This window comes from Geofilum rhodophaeum (genome assembly GCF_002210225.1).
GTDB lineage: Bacteria > Bacteroidota > Bacteroidia > Bacteroidales > Marinilabiliaceae > Geofilum > Geofilum rhodophaeum.
Window position 1 is genome coordinate 321,556 of sequence record NZ_MWUJ01000001.1, and the last position, 15,561, is coordinate 337,116.

The window sequence follows — 15,561 nt, forward strand, 5'->3', positions numbered from 1 at the left end:
TCGTTGTTTTGTCCCCTTAAGCCTTCAGCTTACATTGGAAAAGTGTGTGACTAACCCCTACATCCTCAAAACTATTCACCACTTCCAATCCCGCCTTGTCAATTAAGGCGAGCATGTCGTCCGAATGGTACATTTGGCTGCAACCGTTGGCAATATTGGTAAAATAGAGCGAGGTGGCATGCAAACTGTAGGTCGAGGCCTCAAACTTTTGCTTGTCCCAGTAGGTTTCCATAATGAACAAGGAACCCTTCGCATCCAAAGCTGCCGCAGCTCTCCGGAGTAAGGCCAGCACATCTTCCTGCGAAAAACAATCCAGAAACTGACTCATCCAAATGACATCGGCCCCTTTCGGAAAGGGAATGGAATGATCCAGCAAATTGAGGGGCACGCCTGTGATCCTGTCCTGAAAACCATGCTGCGCTATGTTCTCATAAGCCTTTTTCAACTGACCCGGCAAATCAAGAATCTGCACCTCCACATCGGACTTAAATTCGGCACAACGTATGGAAAACTTACCGGTATTGCCGCCCACATCCAACACCTTCTTCACCCCTTCGGTAAGCACCAGGGGCAGCACCTCGGGAAAGGCATAGTCAGAATAGAAATGATCAAAGGCAAACCAGCTTTCCTGCGCCTTTTCGGGCAGTTCCGAAAGCGCCTCATAAACCGTATCCCAATCACCAAACACCTTTAAACCGGTAGGCTTGCCCTCCTTAATGGAGTCCTCCAAACTAAACATACCCAAATAGTTAACATCGTGGGTAAAATCCATATTGACCCGTGTCAGTTCATCGGAAAGAATGTGCCATCCGGTTTTGGTTATCTGGAAAAGGCCTTCTTCTACTTTAACCAGCTCGAGACTTAAACCCGCTTCCAGGAGCACTTTTACGCCATACACCGACAAATTCAGTTCTTTAGCCACATCGGCTATCCGGATGCCCTGCTTGCGTTTGCTTTTGATGAGCTCCAGTATCCCCAAGTCGCGCAAAGCCTTGGCCGCCTGAAACATAATGGGCCCAAAAGCTATCTTTTGGGCATCGTACTTGGCTTGCAAGGCCGTCTTATCGTCCGATCCGTAGGTCCATTCCATAATTATATTTTCAAGTTAAGTTTATCACAGGTTTTCCTCCTCTTCCCAAAAGGGAAAATAGTTGAACCATTGGTCCGGATACTTCCGCACCATGCGCTCCAGTTCATCGACATAGGTCCGAACCATGGCAGCCAGTTCAATCTGCCTTGTTTTAACACGTGCCGGATAGGCAAAAGTCCTGGGGCTCGAGGCATAAAAATGATAATGCGTGGAACCTTCCTTCATCGTAAAGACAAAGGATACCGGCACCTTAAATTTACTGGCCATATATAAGGGACCTACCGGAAAACGGGCTTCCTTACCTAAAAAAGGCAGACCAACCACCCCATTTCCCTCCACAAAACGATCGCCGTGCATGACCACCAGTTCATTGCGCCCCAGAGCAGCTTTAATGGCCTCCAGATGAGAGAAGTCAGAACTGATGGGTATAACCTGAAAGTTCCTTACCACATGGTGAGCTGCCAGTAGAGCTTTTATTCTTTCGTGTTCCGCATCCAACATGAGTACATTGACCTTGGTTTGCAAACGGTCCAGTAAGTTGCCGGCCACCTCCCAATTGCCCATATGTGCACCTATCAGCAAACCACCCTTTCCACCGGCCACCATGGTCCTCAGGTGCTCCTCCCCATCAAAATCAAAAGTAAAACCAGGTTGGGGCTTCACCAAAAAAGCAATCTTATCAATAAGCACCTGGCCCAAAAGCACATAATTACGAAAAACACTCCGCTGAAGCTTCCAGGTCCTTTGGTTTTGAATACGCTTGAAGTAATAAACAATGGATGGATTACGGGCAAAGAAAAAATAATAAAGGGCCACCAGCCGTAAAAAGCCATAGACCACCTTCCGGTGACTGTATTGGATCAATAGGATAAAGAACTTATAGCCAAAGGTTCCTCCTCGTGTTTTTCCAGACCATTTAGTCATGCCGGCGTATCAAAATACTGGTTTACACCCTGGATGCGATAAAATCATACATATCGTCCAGGGTCTTCACATTGAGCATATCTTCCCGCGTGGCCTTGAATCCAAACTCCTGCTCAATAATTACCACAATATCTACAAAATCGAGACTTTCAATCCCCAAATCCTGAATCAACAAGGCCTGCGGAACCAAAGCACTTTCCGAAATCTCAAACTCCTCAGCCAAAAACTGATTGATTATTCTTACAATCTCCGCTCTCTGCATATACTTCTATTTTCGAAATTTTGATACTATTAAGGTGGAATTGGTGCCGCCAAAACCAAAGGAATTGGACAGAACGGTATTCAACTCCATTTCAAGGGTTTCGGGAACCACATTAAGTTGAGCAAGGGCCTCATCGGGAGCAGAAAAATTCAGGTTGGGTGCAACAAAACCGCGCTCCATCATCAACAAAGAATAAATAATTTCACTGGCGCCCCCCATCCACATTTCATGGCCAGTCATCCCTTTGGTCGAACTGACGGGGGTATTACAGGCACCAAACACCTCCAAAAGAGCCTTCCCCTCGTTCAAATCACCCACCGGAGTAGAGGTTGCGTGGGCATTCACATAATCAATATCGGAAGCCTGCATTCCTGCGGCCTTCAATGCCTTAACCAGGGAGGCCTTAGGCCCCTCCACATTGGGAACTGAAATGTGTTCTCCGTTGGAAGAAAAACCGTAGCCTTTAATCTCCCCTAATATTGGCGCTCCCCGTTTCAGGGCCGACTCGAGACTTTCCACAACCACTGTGGCCGCACCACCACTGGGAACCAAACCGTCGCGTTCCCTGTCAAAAGGTCTGGAGGCTGCGGCAGGTTCATCCTGGCGAATAGAAAAGGCACCCAGTCCGTCGAAACTGCCCATCGATTCGGCATTGATCTCCTGGGCCCCGCCACAAATAATAATGTCCTGAAACCCTCCGGATATCAACAAATGGGCAAGACCAATAGCGTGCGAACTGCTGGCGCAGGCCCCACTAATGGTTAAATTTATACCGCGAAGTTTAAGGATGACCGACAAATTCATACTTACTGTAGAATTCATCGACTGGAAAATAGAGCCCGAACCAATCAGCGAAGTGTCGCGCTTATCACGCATGACATCAATGGCTTCTATTACAGGAATGGAGGAGCTGTCGTTTCCATATAGGATCCCGACTTCATGACTTTTCAGAAAATCCAGATCAATTTTGGCATTTCCGAGCGCCTCCATCGTAGCCATATAAGCATATTCGCCCTGAACAGGCAGGCCTACCCGCTCCCTCCTGGAAAGCAAGCCTTTTAAATTTGGCCTATCAAGCATCCCGCTTAGCGCTGAGCGAAAACCAAATTCTTTGCGCCGCTCATCAATACCAATCCCAGATCTCCCACTGTACAAAGAATCTGCAACACTGTTCAGGTCCAGTCCGATTGTGGAATAAATTCCAGCACCAGAAATAACAACTCTTCTCACTCTGAATTTTTAGGGTTTTCAAGTTTTTCATCAGGGGGCCTTCCTGTCTCACTCCCAATAAAAACGAGGCCGAAAGGCAGACAAAACTACTAATAAAAACCAATAATACAAACGATTTAAAAGCGAAAGACCGCCCCCACTTTGAGCCCAAAGGATGCGGGTAAAGACCCGGTTTCATTGGCATCCAAATGAGACAAACGATGAAAGGCCTCCACCCGGAAAAGCTGAAGGATGTTTTCGATTCCGTAAGACAGCTCCAAATAGGGGTGTTCCCAATCCAAAACCTGAAAACGACTGTAAGCTGTTCCCTCAGCATTAAAAGCAGGCAACAAACCTTCGGGATGAGTTTGCTCATCGTAAAACCCATTACTTTCGTTCGCGAGGCGCCCTGCTGCAAGGCTTAGCGTAGCCACCGTTCGCAAATGCAAACGCCTGACCAATGGCACTTTATCCAAAAAGAAACCATCCTGACGGAAGGTCAGAAAGAGGGTGGCCGACTCGTCGGCCACAAACTCTCCATAGCGCATCATATTAAAGGTCTTCTCGGTCCTGAAAACAGATTCATTTGCAGGCAACACCGTCAACAGGGGCCAGGGAAGTCGCCCGTGAATCTTGGTGAAACCCAGGTCGTAGGACAAACTGCCCAGGCTTCCCAACAAGATTTGCTGCTCTACACCCAGCGACCATCGGTGGTAACGAAAAGCTCCCCCGGTCCATCCCTCCAATCCCAAATCGTAAGCACCTCGCAAAGTCGGCAAATTGTTAAAAGCAACCGGAAGGCGCACATTCTTGTCGGTAAAAAAAGTGGCACCCGGCCGATAGCGCCAGCCGAGGCCCAACTCGGCGAGCTGCATGGCAGACTGGATTTGACTGCGGGCATCGTCGGCATAATAAGCAAAATTAAAATCGGAGCCAATGGGTTGGTGGTGCTTAAGCTTAAGCGAAAGCTGCTGCGTAAAGCCCCTGAAAAGATCTCTCTCGAGCCACAATCGACCCAACTTCACCCTGCTCAGGCGATTGGTCCCCCCAAAAGAATGGGCAAAGGAACTGTACAGTCCCTCCGAAAGAAAATCGTCCTCAGCCCCCAGACGCTCCACATCGTGCATCAGTTGCAGCCCCGCCCTGGTCCACGACTCCCGATGGAGAAAACGCTCCAATTTAAGACCGTACTTAAAATCCCTGTCGTAGGTCCCGTAAGCCAAGTGCCCCTGCACCATCCAGTCCCTGCTCCAGTTCTGGTTGGACTTAAAGCCCAAACGAAATCGATGTCCCTCTACCTCGTTAAAATTATAAAACAGCAAATAAGGGCCCAGTTCCCAGGCGCCCAGATTGTAATAGCCCTTGACCGACATATTGACCAAGCCGGCTAAAAAACGAATACGCCCTACATCCCGCATCCCATCGATGCGCTCCAGCACCGCAAGATCCATGGTATCCAGGGGCACCGGACGCAGCTGGTCCCAATCGCCCAGGTCTCCTTCACGCTCTTCTTTTGGCAGACTCAGCGAACGATCGAAGAATCCGACTTCATGATGACTTATGTTGAAATTATTGTAGACTATCCCGGTATGGACAAAGATGTTGACGGCATCTGCCAAAACCCTGGTACCGGAAGGATACCACACGCCTCCTTCAACCGGCTTAAAATCCTGCTGAAGGCGAATGCGATCTACAAAATTAAGGTTCGCCTCTTTCCCCAATTCGAGCGACAAGCGCTTAAGAGCAAAGGTCGAGTCGTTGACCCAAACCGTACCGCTGAAAACAAGATCACCCGCCCGGCGCGGAACCACCCGCAATTCGTAAGCATAATGTCCGTCGAGATAAAGGGAGTCGACCAGGTAATATTTATAGTAAAACAGTCCCGAAGTAGAGAGCGGTGACACAAAGTTTCGGTCGAAAATACGAACGTGGTTGTTGTAGAAATTAAAATTGCTGCTTTTTTGAATGAGCTGGGTCACAACATCGGCATCTTCATCAGCGAGACTTCGCGTTTGCGTGGCCTTGAGCTCCGTCTTCGAACGCTGCGGGCTCCTTAGAAAGTTTTCTGTAACCAGCGTTTCGCTCATAAACACCGGCAAAAGAGACACCGACGCCGAATCTGCCTGGAGGCCAAAACGACGAAAGGCTTGATTACCAGCCCCCCCTTCGGCGTCATCCCTTCCCATCGACCGCAGGAATACCTTTGTTTTGCTGTAGGCATCCACGGAAAACTGGGGCAGGCGATCGGGATTGTTTTGGGCCTTGTTGGCCCACACCTTGCGCAAAATGGCATGAGCGGGATTCTCTCCCGGTGTTATGCGCACCTCCGAAAGAGCCAGAGATAAGGGCTGGAGATTAAACTGAAGCGCTTGAAACACCCCCCTGGCCAAAGCTTTGCTTTGACTTTGATAGCCGAGACTACTGACTGCCAAACTATCGGCATCGACTGCGATGTTGAGTCGAAAAAAACCTTCTAAATCCGTTGTGGTCCCAATTGTGTGCCCGGGTAGGGACACATTGGCGAAGGCTATCGGCTCCAGCGTTGAGGCATCAAGCACCCTTCCTTCAATACCCTTTTGCTGAGCCAGGAAGGGCGAAGCCAACAACAACAAAACGAAAGGCAGAATGGTCTTACTCAGCAACCGCACACCAAAACTACTCAATAATCAGGGTAACTGTTCTTCGTCCGGGTTTATTGCACCTGGCCCTGACCTTTACTTTATCGCCCGACTTCAATGCACCAATCTCATACACAAAGCGAGCCTTCTCCTCCGAACATTGCTCCTCCGCTTTAATGGTCTTCACCTTTTTTCCATTCAGTGAAATATCCACCTGCTTAATGTAGTGACTCTTAACATCACCTACCGGATGCACAGCCTCGACCACCAACTCCCGGCTTTCCGAATCGTATTTCAAATCTACCTGCTTGGGAGGATGTGCCCATGCGAAAAGGGGAACCACCAATAATAATGCGACAAAAATCTTCTTCATGGCTTAATGATTTTTTGTTGTAAGTTACTTGGAAAGATACTTGGAACGCCAACGCTTAAAATCCTTTTTCTGAATCTGCTTCAACACATCATAAATACTCCCGGCCCAATAGTTTCGAATTCCAAAACCGGCGGCACGTCCCGTCATCTTCTCACACAAAAGCACTTCCCTACTGGCAATGTCAAAGAAGGTGATGTACATACTTCCCTGCACAGTGCCCTTGTTGAAACAGGTCACAACAAAAACGAGTCCAAGCCCCTCCGTCACGCTTCCCGTATCGTAAGCTTTAATCAGGTCTGCCACCAAGGCCTCCGGGGCTTCCATATCGGGACAAGAAGAGACCAACAAACCTTCCGGGACCATCTGCTCGTTGACCCGGGCAGCGGTTTCAATCGCATAAATAACCTGCTCCTTCTTAAAGGTTTTGGCGAAGTCATACTTCCCCGGCTCACTTACCATCAGATTGTTCCAGGCAGGAATCCACTTCTCAACAATTTCGGTTTCGCTGCCTTGCTCATTAAGGATCTGCACAAATTTAGCCTGCGAGAAGTCGAGGCCAAACCAAACCACATCCCCCTTCTCAAAAACATCGGAAAGCTGCTTCTGAGCCGCCAGGCCTGAACCCAGGGCAAGCACAAAAATCAAAAAAAGACACTTCTTCATAGGGCGCATTTTAAAAAACAACATCCCCCAATTTCCAAAAAACACCGGAAGAAATCAAGTAAAATCCTAACTATAAAGCCCGCCATTGACCGATATTACCTCTCCGGTGATGTAGGACGACTTTTCGGAGGCCAAAAAGGCCACCACTTCAGCCACTTCTTCCGGTCTTCCGAAACGATTGAGCGGAACCATGCGCTTCATGCCGGCCTCATCAAAATGCTCCGTCATCTCCGTTTTTATAAAACCCGGAGCCACAGCATTCACCCGAACATTTTTCTTCCCCACCTCCATCGCCAGCGACTTGGTGGCAGCAATCACCCCGCCTTTGGTAGCGGCATAATTCACCTGACCCGACTGTCCTTTTTGACCCGATAAGGACACCATGTTGATGATGCGCCCCTGGCGCCGCAGCAACATGGTCTGCAGAAGCATTCGGGTCACAAAAAAGAAGCTGTTTAAATTGGTATTCAAAACCGAAGCCCAATCTTCAACCGGCATAAAGACCATTAAATTGTCCTTGGTAATGCCGGCATTGTTTACCAGCACATCAATGGGACGCTCGGGATGCGCTTGTAACCATCCGCCCAACACACGCTCCACCTCTGCTGCCGACCCCACATCAAAGCAGAGTAACTCTCCACTCCCTCCGGCCTGCTCAATCTCCTTCAGGGCAGCCTCCGCCTCCTGCTGATTACTTCGGTAGTTCATCAACACATGATAGCCTTCGGCAGCCAATTTTATGCTGACGGCTCTTCCTATGCCTCTTGAGGCGCCTGTAATCAATGCAATCTGCTCCATCATTTGGGTCTTTCCGGTATTGCTACTTATTAAAATGAAAACTTATTGTTGTACAGAAAATCACGCACACGGGCAATTTCCTCATATTTGGGTGTATCCTCCACAAACAAAGGGACTAAGGTCCTAATTTTTTGAAACACCTCTGCCGTGCTGCGCGAAAGCCGATCCTGAATTTTCAAATAATCAATGGCCTGTATCAGAGCGATCATATGAATGGCCTGAACCTGATAGGCATTCTCCACCACCGTAGCAGTCATCAATGCCGAGTTGGTTCCCATACTCACAATGTCCTGATTGTCATTATTCGTGGTGATACTGTGTACATACATCGAGTTAGAAAGCATCTGATTTTCGGCAACGGTTGATGTCGCCGTAAACTGAACCCCCTGCATACCCAGATTCAAACCCAGCGTGCCAAAATTCACAAAAGGAGGCAGGATATTGTTCAATTTGGGATTAAACAAATAAGCCAACTGCCGTTCCGACAGCATCGACATTTTTGTAACAGCCAACTTCAATTTATCCATTTCCAGGGAAATGTAATCGCCATGGAAATTACCTCCGTGGTAAACGTTCTCCCGTTCGTGATCGATGATGGGGTTGTCGCTGACCGAATTAACTTCGTTCTCCACCACCTCCTTGGCATTCTCGATGGTATCAAAAATGGGACCCAGCACCTGGGTAACACAACGCAGTGAATAATACTCCTGAACCTTACGGTCGAACTCAACCACCTTGGCATCCTGCTCATCTTTGTAAAAGTGCTCCTCCCGGCGTGAGATCATTTTACTCGAACGCAAAATATCGGTCAACTTATCGGCCACCGCCAACTGTCCCTTATGCCGCTTAACCCCGTTCAACTCCCGAGAGAAATAATCGTCAAATGAGCCCACAATCTCATTCATCATAGCCGAAGAACAGAGCGTCCAATCGAAAAGCTGACGCGACTTCAGCACATTGATAGAGCCAATGCCGGTCATCACCGAAGTCCCGTTAATCAGAGACAGGCCCTCCCGTGTTTTGACCTGTATGGGCTCCAACCCCAGTTCGGCAAAGACTTCAGCAGTTTTTCTTAGCGCTCCCTTGTAAGACACCAGACCTTCTCCCAAAAGCGCCAGGGCCAAATGCGACAATTGCACCAAATCGCCGCTGGCGCCAACGCCGCCATGGCGGGGGATAAAGGGATATACCTCCTTGTTAATCATATCCTTCAACAAAAGGATGGTAGATGGGTGGATGCCTGAGCGCCCCTTGGATATGGCACACAAACGAACCAACATCGAGGCACGCACACTTTGGTCGTCGAGCTTTTCCCCGGCTCCGGCTGCGTGACTTCGAATCAGGTTGTACTGCAGACTAATTTGATCCTCATCCTGCACTTTATATTGGGCCATGGGGCCAAAGCCCGTATTAACCCCGTAAATGATCTTATCCTTGGCAAACTTTCTTAAAAAATCATAGGATGCTTCCACATGGGCAAGGGTTTTGGGGTCCAACTCAATTGGCTCCTTGTGCAAAACCACGGCCTCAACATCTTCAATACTCAGGTCATCAAATGAACTAATTGTTCTCATCAGTATAAATAAAAAGTGGGTAAAAATTCAGTGTAAACAAGTCAAAAAAAGCAGGCCTGTCAGGGGGAAGACTCGTTAACGGCCCCCTCTCTTTTCAAAAGAATCAGGCTGTGTTGGAAGTTTTTATAATGATTGTAAATCAATACCGTTTGAGCCAGTCCTTGTCCCTTCCGGAGCACCATTTCATCAGGAACTTCCTTGCCCTGCAGCGCATCAAAGGCCATCTTCAGCGCAAAGCCCGTTGCAGTAGGATACTCGCCCACCCAAGGTTTAAAAGCCCACCAGGCCGAATGCGAAAAACAAGCCTCTGCAACCTGATAATAACCAGCATCACCTTCTGCGTCGCCGTTGACACCGAGCAGCACCGCATCCACCTCTCCGGCCTCCAAACCGTTCCTACGCAAAAGTTGCTCGCACAAGTGCTGCATTTCACCGGCTTCGGGAGCGGTCCGCGTAAGCACATCGGCCACCCTGACAGCGCCCGGATGCGCCTCCGCATCAAGGATAAAGAGGGCTGCCCCCTCTCCGGCGACTGTTCCTCTGGTGCCGGAATTCAACAACTCGCCATTGGAAAGGACTTCCTCCTTGTAGTTCCCGGCGGCCCATTCTATGTTAAAATTGTATGCAGATATTTCTTCTACACTACCCACCAACAGCCGCCCCGCTTTCCCTTCCTCAAAAAGCATCAGCGCATCAATCAGCGCATTCTCAAAAGAAAGGCCCCGGTTCACATGCGTGACGTTGTAAGCGGTACATCCACTCATCAGAGCCAGCTGTCCCGCCAGCGCGTTGGGAGTGCTTTGAATAAAATTGGTTGGGGTAAGCGTTCCTTCGTCATAGTCAACAATCTGATTCAAGAACTGAATGCAACCCTCCAAACCACCTTCAGAAGTTCCTATTAAAATCCCATCTACGGGGCCATGATTTTCGAGCAGCACGGCTCCACAACCCACGCCCATCCGTAAGGCCTTGCCCATTCTTCGCAGCTGTGCAGGTTTAATACTTCCCGAATAGTCCGGTTCCAAGGCCTGATACTTTAAGCCCTCCAGAACCCTTAACTGCTGCATCCATTCGGGTTCAGAAAAAGTAGCTTGCGGCGAAATAACCAACGCGTCGTAAATATACATTTCAAGCCTTTTCAAAAATTAAAGAAGTACAGTTGCCACTGAAACCATATGAATTGGACATAACATATTGCAAAGAGGCTTGCCTACTGGATGCAAGCGGATGTAAACCCAATCCATCAATCGGGGTTTCAAAATTCAGACTACCATACATTTCGCCATGCATCAGGGCCAAAATTGAATAGATGGCTTCCAGCGCGCCGGCTGCACCAAGCGTGTGCCCCACATAGCTTTTTGTTGAGGCAAAGGGAGGTACTTTTTCGAAAAAAGAAGCAAACCCCGTCAGTTCCACCTGGTCGTTGTTTAGGGTGCCTGTACCATGGGCATTGATGTAGTCGATTTGAGCCGGAATTAAGCCTGCTTCTTCAACCGCCATCTGCATGGCGCGCAAAACACCCGTGGCCTGATCCGACATGGAAGAAGTATGAAAGGCATCATTGGCATTGCCCCAGCCTGCTAGTTTGGCGTAAACTGGTCGGGAGCCGGCCAGTTCGGCCAACTCCAGCACCAAAAATCCGGCCCCTTCTCCGAGATTAAGCCCTTTACGTTGGGCATCAAAGGGGCGACATTTTTCTTCAGAGAGAATTTGAAGCGAATTAAAACCATTCACTGTGTACTTCGAGAGACTGTCCACTCCGCCCACAATCACACGACGCGCTCTCCCTGTCCTGATCAAACGAACACCGTTCATTATAGCATTGGCGGAGGAGGAACAAGCGGTATTAATGACATCCACCAGTCCCTTGATTCCATACCTTTTAACCAACTGCATGGCATGTGCCGATGCACTGTACGACTCCAGAAAAGCCTGGGTATCCGACTGCAGATTGGAATCCTTATACAGCTGGTTGGTCATACACATGCCACCTACCGTACTCGCTGAAATTAAAGCCGTACTGCTGTCGGCCAGCTCAGCTGGCGACAAACGGGCATCGGCAACGGCCTGGGCAAAAGCAAGCACAGCCAGGGCATCGGTTCTGGTATGGCCCTCTGAGGCTGAAAGTCCGGCCCTGTCGAGCAAAACCTCATCGTCCTGGTCAACCTCTCCAAAATAAAGGAGGGAAGCATAGCGCGACTTAAAACGGCGGGCCTTATTCAAAGCATCCCTCCCCTGCCACAGCGCCTGACGATTGGCCTCAACGGTTAAGCCCAGCGGACTCACACAACCCATTCCAGTAACAACTACATCGGTAGGCATCCTTCTAAACTCCTATTTTTTCACCTCCATAATGTATGTTGCCATAGCCTCTATGCTCGACAGTATTTTTCGTCCATCGGCAGGATTCGTTATCTTAATGCCGTACTCCCGCTCCAACATAACAATCAGCTCCAAAGAGTCGATCGAGTCCAGGGCCAACCCATCCCCAAACAAAGGCATATCGTCGGTGATGTCCTCGGGCGTATAATCCAAAATGTTCAAATACTTCACCAAATGAACTTTCAATTCGCTTTTAAGTGCTTCTTTATTCATTAGAGTAGGTTTATATTAATCTGTTTCTATGTAAGTGCAAAAAAGTGATAAGCTGACAAATAAAGGAAAAAACGAGCAGAATACCGAGCGGCAGCCACAATTCAGACCACTCTCCCCCTCTTAGAAAAAGGGCGTAAAATGCCTCCAAAGACCAATTCAGGGGGGATATCATACTGATCATCTTCATGTATTCGGGCATTACAAAAGTGGGCACCCATACCCCACCGATGGCTGCAAAAATAATAATGGAGATGGCACCAAAACCATTCGACTGCTCTTGCGTACGCGACAAAGCCCCCAACATTAGGGCATAACTGACTGCCGAAAACACACTCACCAAAACCACAGCTAAAATTCCGGGAACGTTGTTGGGCAGAAGCAATGGAGGTAGGTTAAGAAAGGGGAACAACAGCATAGCCACCCCAAAAACAAATACCACCTGCAATAAACCCACGCCCATGTATACAAACTGTTTGCTCAGCATAACCCACCAAAAACTGGAAGGCATGGATTTCAGGCGCAGAAAACTGCCGGTAGCTTTTTCGAGCACCAAATTTGAGCCCAGGGAAATCACCATGAAGAACATGGCAAAGATGGTCCAGGCAGGAACATTGTGTTGGGTGCTGTTGGGAATCAAATGCTGATCCTTGGGCAGAACCCGCTCAATTTTAATACGATTACTGCCCAAGGCTTCTTTTACCGAAGCCGGCAATTCCTCAAAACCCATTTCGGCATACAAACTTTCGAGCATACGCGATACTTCCATTACATTCAAATGCGTGTTGAGCATGTTGACCACAGAAAGCACGTAATTGTCCTGCAGCACCGGGTCGTTCATAAAGTAAACCGAAGGAGCTTCGCTTTCCCCCACAGCCAGGGTTTCTGAAAACCCGGCTTCTCCCATAATCATGGCACTCAGTCCCGCCGCATGCTCCCCAAAGCGACTCGAGAAATCCTCGCGCAAATACAAGCCGGTCAGCGTCTTCCCGGAAGCCACACTTTCCTGAAAATCAGCAAAACTGCAGTCCTCTTCCAAACGAAGGTCAAACATCCCGGAAGCCGCCAACAGCTCTACCAGTGTTGCCCCTTCTGCTCCCTCGTCCTTATTGACCACCAACATCGAGATCTTATTCTCATTAACCACTTTAAAGGCACTGTCCTGGATAATGGTAATGATCAAGACCAACAACAGAGGCATTGCAAACATCAAGGCCAACCCGGTTTTATCGTTCACCAACAGCAGCAATTCCTTCTTTATGGAAATAAAACTCTTATACATGATCGCGAAACTCCTTTCCCGTAAGTTTGATCAACAAGTGCGTAAGATCAGCTGCCGCGTGTTCGCGGAGCAAGGGACCAATTTCATCCAGCGCGATAACCCTCCCTCGGTCTATCACGGCAATTCGATCACAAAAGCGCTCAGCTTCATCCAAATGATGCGAAGTGTACACGATAGACGTCCCCGACTCATTAAGCGTGTTTAAAAATTCCAAAATGGCTGTCCTACTTTGAATATCCACACCCACAGTTGGTTCATCCAGAAACAGAATGCCAGGTTCATGCATAACCCCCACTATCAGGTTGAGCCTTCTTTTCATCCCTCCGGAAAAAGTCTTCACCGGCTTATTGGCCACCTGAGAAAGTCCCAGTAAACCAAACAAGTGCGCCGCGCGCTCCCGAACCTGAAAAGCCGACATATTAAACAAGGCACCGAAATACTCCACATTTTGGAAGGCGGTAAGTCCCTCATAGAGTGCCAGATCCTGTGGTACAAAACCGATGTGTTGCTTAATGTCTGAAAAGCTGACCTCCCGGTCTTTTATAAAATACCGAACCTGACCTTCGGTAGCCGGTATGATCTGACAGAGTATCGAAATCAGGGTGGTTTTGCCTGCCCCGTTGGGACCAAAAATACCGAAGCGCTCGCCCTGATGAATGTTAAAAGACACCTCCTTTAAGCTGGGCTCCCCGGCTTTGGGGTAAAGCTTGCCGAGTCCTTCTATGGAAATCAAGGTTGACATTATTTACCCTCCTTCCATTTGACCTTTGCCAGGCGTTGAAAACCTTGTTTTTCTATGTCGGAAATCTCATAAAATAAAGCAGCAATCTCATTAAAGCGCTCCTGCCCGGTATGCCGTCCCTTAAAAACCCCTGCCATTAAAACGGCCGACTGCCGCCACAAATCACCCGCACGGGTAAAATCATCAGAGGCCAGGCTCAACTTTTCACTCTGTAACAAATCCGCAGCCTGCTCCAAAAAAGCCGCATACAAAAAGCGAAAGCCTCCTCCTCCGGTCCCAATTTCTTCCTGCATGCGAACAATATGCCCCAGGTAACGCCCCGCTTTCTTCAGGCCCAATTGCTCCCGCCACTTTTCAATTTTCTTTCCGGTATATTTTATGCCACTCACTCCGGCAAAGGCTCCGGGGATGTACAGCATGTCTCGTACATTTCGTTTGATGCCCCTTTGGACGGCCTTCTGAAGCAAGGCCTCATCGGTCTTCTCCCGTCGACTGGCAGCGTCGACATAATAAACATGCCCTTTGGGTGCATACAAGCCCTGGGCATAGCGCGCTTTCAGGAGCTCCGGAGCCGAAAGGGTCACCGGGGCTTCCATCACGGTATCGCTGATGCGATAAACCCCTTGCTCTTTTCCCAATACCACAATATTGTGCGCATTGAAGTGAAAGCGATATTCCACAGGAAGGTACGAGAGATTGAACACCCCTACCTGACAGCCGACCCTGCGTCCCTGCTCCAGCAACTTATCCAAATAAGCTTCGGCAGCAGCAGGCTGGGAAAAACGCCGGGATACGTAATCCACGTCCAACAAGCGACAGCTTCGCTTAAATATTGCTCCGGGCATGGTTCTAAAAGTGATGGCGGGACCATTGTTCAGCTTTAAAACGGGAAGGTGAATGTAAAACAGTCCCGAGCCGATACCAAAAGCGAGGGGTTCGTTCATAAACGCCAGGCCGTGGTCCCTCAACAGATTAACCACCACCCCGTTTTCACAGTGGGCCGACTGAATGTGTTCCGCTTGTTGTTGCATTATAACTTATGGTTCTTTAGGTCCTCCACACTGCAATTAAAGGCCTCAGCGTAACGTGCCCATCCTTTTGCGCCCAAAAACCGATAACCCAAAGGCCGGAGATGGAACCAAACCAGGATGCGCCCAAACCCAGAATAATTGCTCAATATCGAAAGATTCATCAAATTCTTTTTCATGAAGAAATACAAAGGACTTCTTTTCCCGACCCTGACCAGGGTACGGGCTTCCTCCAATTGCTCTTCCACCTCGTCCCAGGCATGCTCCAGCGCCTGCGCCTTCACCTCCCAACCCGAACTCAGACTGGTCACAAACTTCCCGTCCTCATCTTTCACGTAACAAAGCTCCCGGGTATAGCCTTGCAGGGCACTGGCATCCTGTGGCACCTCTTCCTTCTTCATTGTCT

General features: G+C 48.9%; 16 protein-coding genes. All 16 read right to left on the reverse strand.

What is annotated here, in order from left to right:
- Window positions 1-16: 16 nt before the first annotated feature.
- The gene (locus tag B4W65_RS01085; RefSeq protein ID WP_088653258.1) at window positions 17-1,090 is read right to left on the reverse strand and encodes a class I SAM-dependent methyltransferase; all 1,074 of its coding nucleotides are present in this window, start codon (window positions 1,088-1,090) and stop codon (window positions 17-19) included.
- A gap of 24 nt (window positions 1,091-1,114) precedes the next feature.
- Entirely contained in the window at window positions 1,115-2,014 is a 900-nt protein-coding gene (locus B4W65_RS01090; protein ID WP_088653259.1) for an LpxL/LpxP family acyltransferase, read from the reverse strand.
- Between the two features lie 22 nt (window positions 2,015-2,036).
- Window positions 2,037-2,276, reverse strand: coding sequence for an acyl carrier protein (locus B4W65_RS01095; protein ID WP_088653260.1), 240 nt, complete (start codon window positions 2,274-2,276; stop codon window positions 2,037-2,039).
- A gap of 6 nt (window positions 2,277-2,282) precedes the next feature.
- Window positions 2,283-3,506, reverse strand: coding sequence for a beta-ketoacyl-[acyl-carrier-protein] synthase family protein (locus B4W65_RS01100; protein WP_088653261.1), 1,224 nt, complete (start codon window positions 3,504-3,506; stop codon window positions 2,283-2,285).
- Between the two features lie 116 nt (window positions 3,507-3,622).
- The gene (locus B4W65_RS01105; RefSeq protein WP_158522748.1) at window positions 3,623-6,133 is read right to left on the reverse strand and encodes a DUF5686 and carboxypeptidase-like regulatory domain-containing protein; all 2,511 of its coding nucleotides are present in this window, start codon (window positions 6,131-6,133) and stop codon (window positions 3,623-3,625) included.
- Window positions 6,134-6,140: 7 nt separating this feature from the next.
- The gene (locus tag B4W65_RS01110; RefSeq protein ID WP_088653263.1) at window positions 6,141-6,476 is read right to left on the reverse strand and encodes a hypothetical protein; all 336 of its coding nucleotides are present in this window, start codon (window positions 6,474-6,476) and stop codon (window positions 6,141-6,143) included.
- A 24-nt stretch (window positions 6,477-6,500) separates the two neighbouring features.
- Window positions 6,501-7,139: a hypothetical protein gene (locus tag B4W65_RS01115; RefSeq protein ID WP_088653264.1), complete on the reverse strand. Its 639-nt coding sequence runs from the start codon at window positions 7,137-7,139 to the stop codon at window positions 6,501-6,503.
- Between the two features lie 66 nt (window positions 7,140-7,205).
- Window positions 7,206-7,940 carry a 3-oxoacyl-ACP reductase FabG gene (gene fabG / locus B4W65_RS01120; RefSeq protein WP_205741189.1) on the reverse strand — a complete coding sequence of 245 codons (735 nt, stop codon included), beginning with the start codon at window positions 7,938-7,940 and terminating at the stop codon, window positions 7,206-7,208.
- Window positions 7,941-7,966: 26 nt separating this feature from the next.
- Window positions 7,967-9,511: an HAL/PAL/TAL family ammonia-lyase gene (locus B4W65_RS01125; protein WP_088653266.1), complete on the reverse strand. Its 1,545-nt coding sequence runs from the start codon at window positions 9,509-9,511 to the stop codon at window positions 7,967-7,969.
- A 59-nt stretch (window positions 9,512-9,570) separates the two neighbouring features.
- Window positions 9,571-10,638 carry a beta-ketoacyl synthase chain length factor gene (locus B4W65_RS01130; RefSeq protein WP_088653267.1) on the reverse strand — a complete coding sequence of 356 codons (1,068 nt, stop codon included), beginning with the start codon at window positions 10,636-10,638 and terminating at the stop codon, window positions 9,571-9,573.
- Window position 10,639: 1 nt separating this feature from the next.
- Complete coding sequence (locus B4W65_RS01135; RefSeq protein ID WP_088653268.1) at window positions 10,640-11,833, reverse strand: beta-ketoacyl-[acyl-carrier-protein] synthase family protein; 1,194 nt, start codon at window positions 11,831-11,833, stop codon at window positions 10,640-10,642.
- A gap of 12 nt (window positions 11,834-11,845) precedes the next feature.
- On the reverse strand, window positions 11,846-12,106 hold the full coding sequence (locus B4W65_RS01140) for a phosphopantetheine-binding protein (RefSeq protein ID WP_088653269.1): 261 nt from the start codon (window positions 12,104-12,106) through the stop codon (window positions 11,846-11,848).
- Between the two features lie 10 nt (window positions 12,107-12,116).
- Window positions 12,117-13,385, reverse strand: a complete 1,269-nt coding sequence (locus B4W65_RS01145) for an ABC transporter permease (protein WP_088653270.1) — start codon at window positions 13,383-13,385, stop codon at window positions 12,117-12,119.
- Window positions 13,378-14,127: an ABC transporter ATP-binding protein gene (locus tag B4W65_RS01150; protein WP_088653271.1), complete on the reverse strand. Its 750-nt coding sequence runs from the start codon at window positions 14,125-14,127 to the stop codon at window positions 13,378-13,380. The genes B4W65_RS01145 and B4W65_RS01150 overlap by 8 nt, the downstream gene beginning before the upstream one ends.
- The gene (locus B4W65_RS01155; RefSeq protein ID WP_088653272.1) at window positions 14,127-15,158 is read right to left on the reverse strand and encodes a BtrH N-terminal domain-containing protein; all 1,032 of its coding nucleotides are present in this window, start codon (window positions 15,156-15,158) and stop codon (window positions 14,127-14,129) included. The genes B4W65_RS01150 and B4W65_RS01155 overlap by 1 nt, the downstream gene beginning before the upstream one ends.
- Window positions 15,158-15,556, reverse strand: a complete 399-nt coding sequence (locus tag B4W65_RS01160) for a hypothetical protein (RefSeq protein WP_088653273.1) — start codon at window positions 15,554-15,556, stop codon at window positions 15,158-15,160. Before B4W65_RS01160 ends, B4W65_RS01155 begins: the two co-directional genes overlap by 1 nt.
- Between the last annotated feature and the right edge of the window lie 5 nt (window positions 15,557-15,561).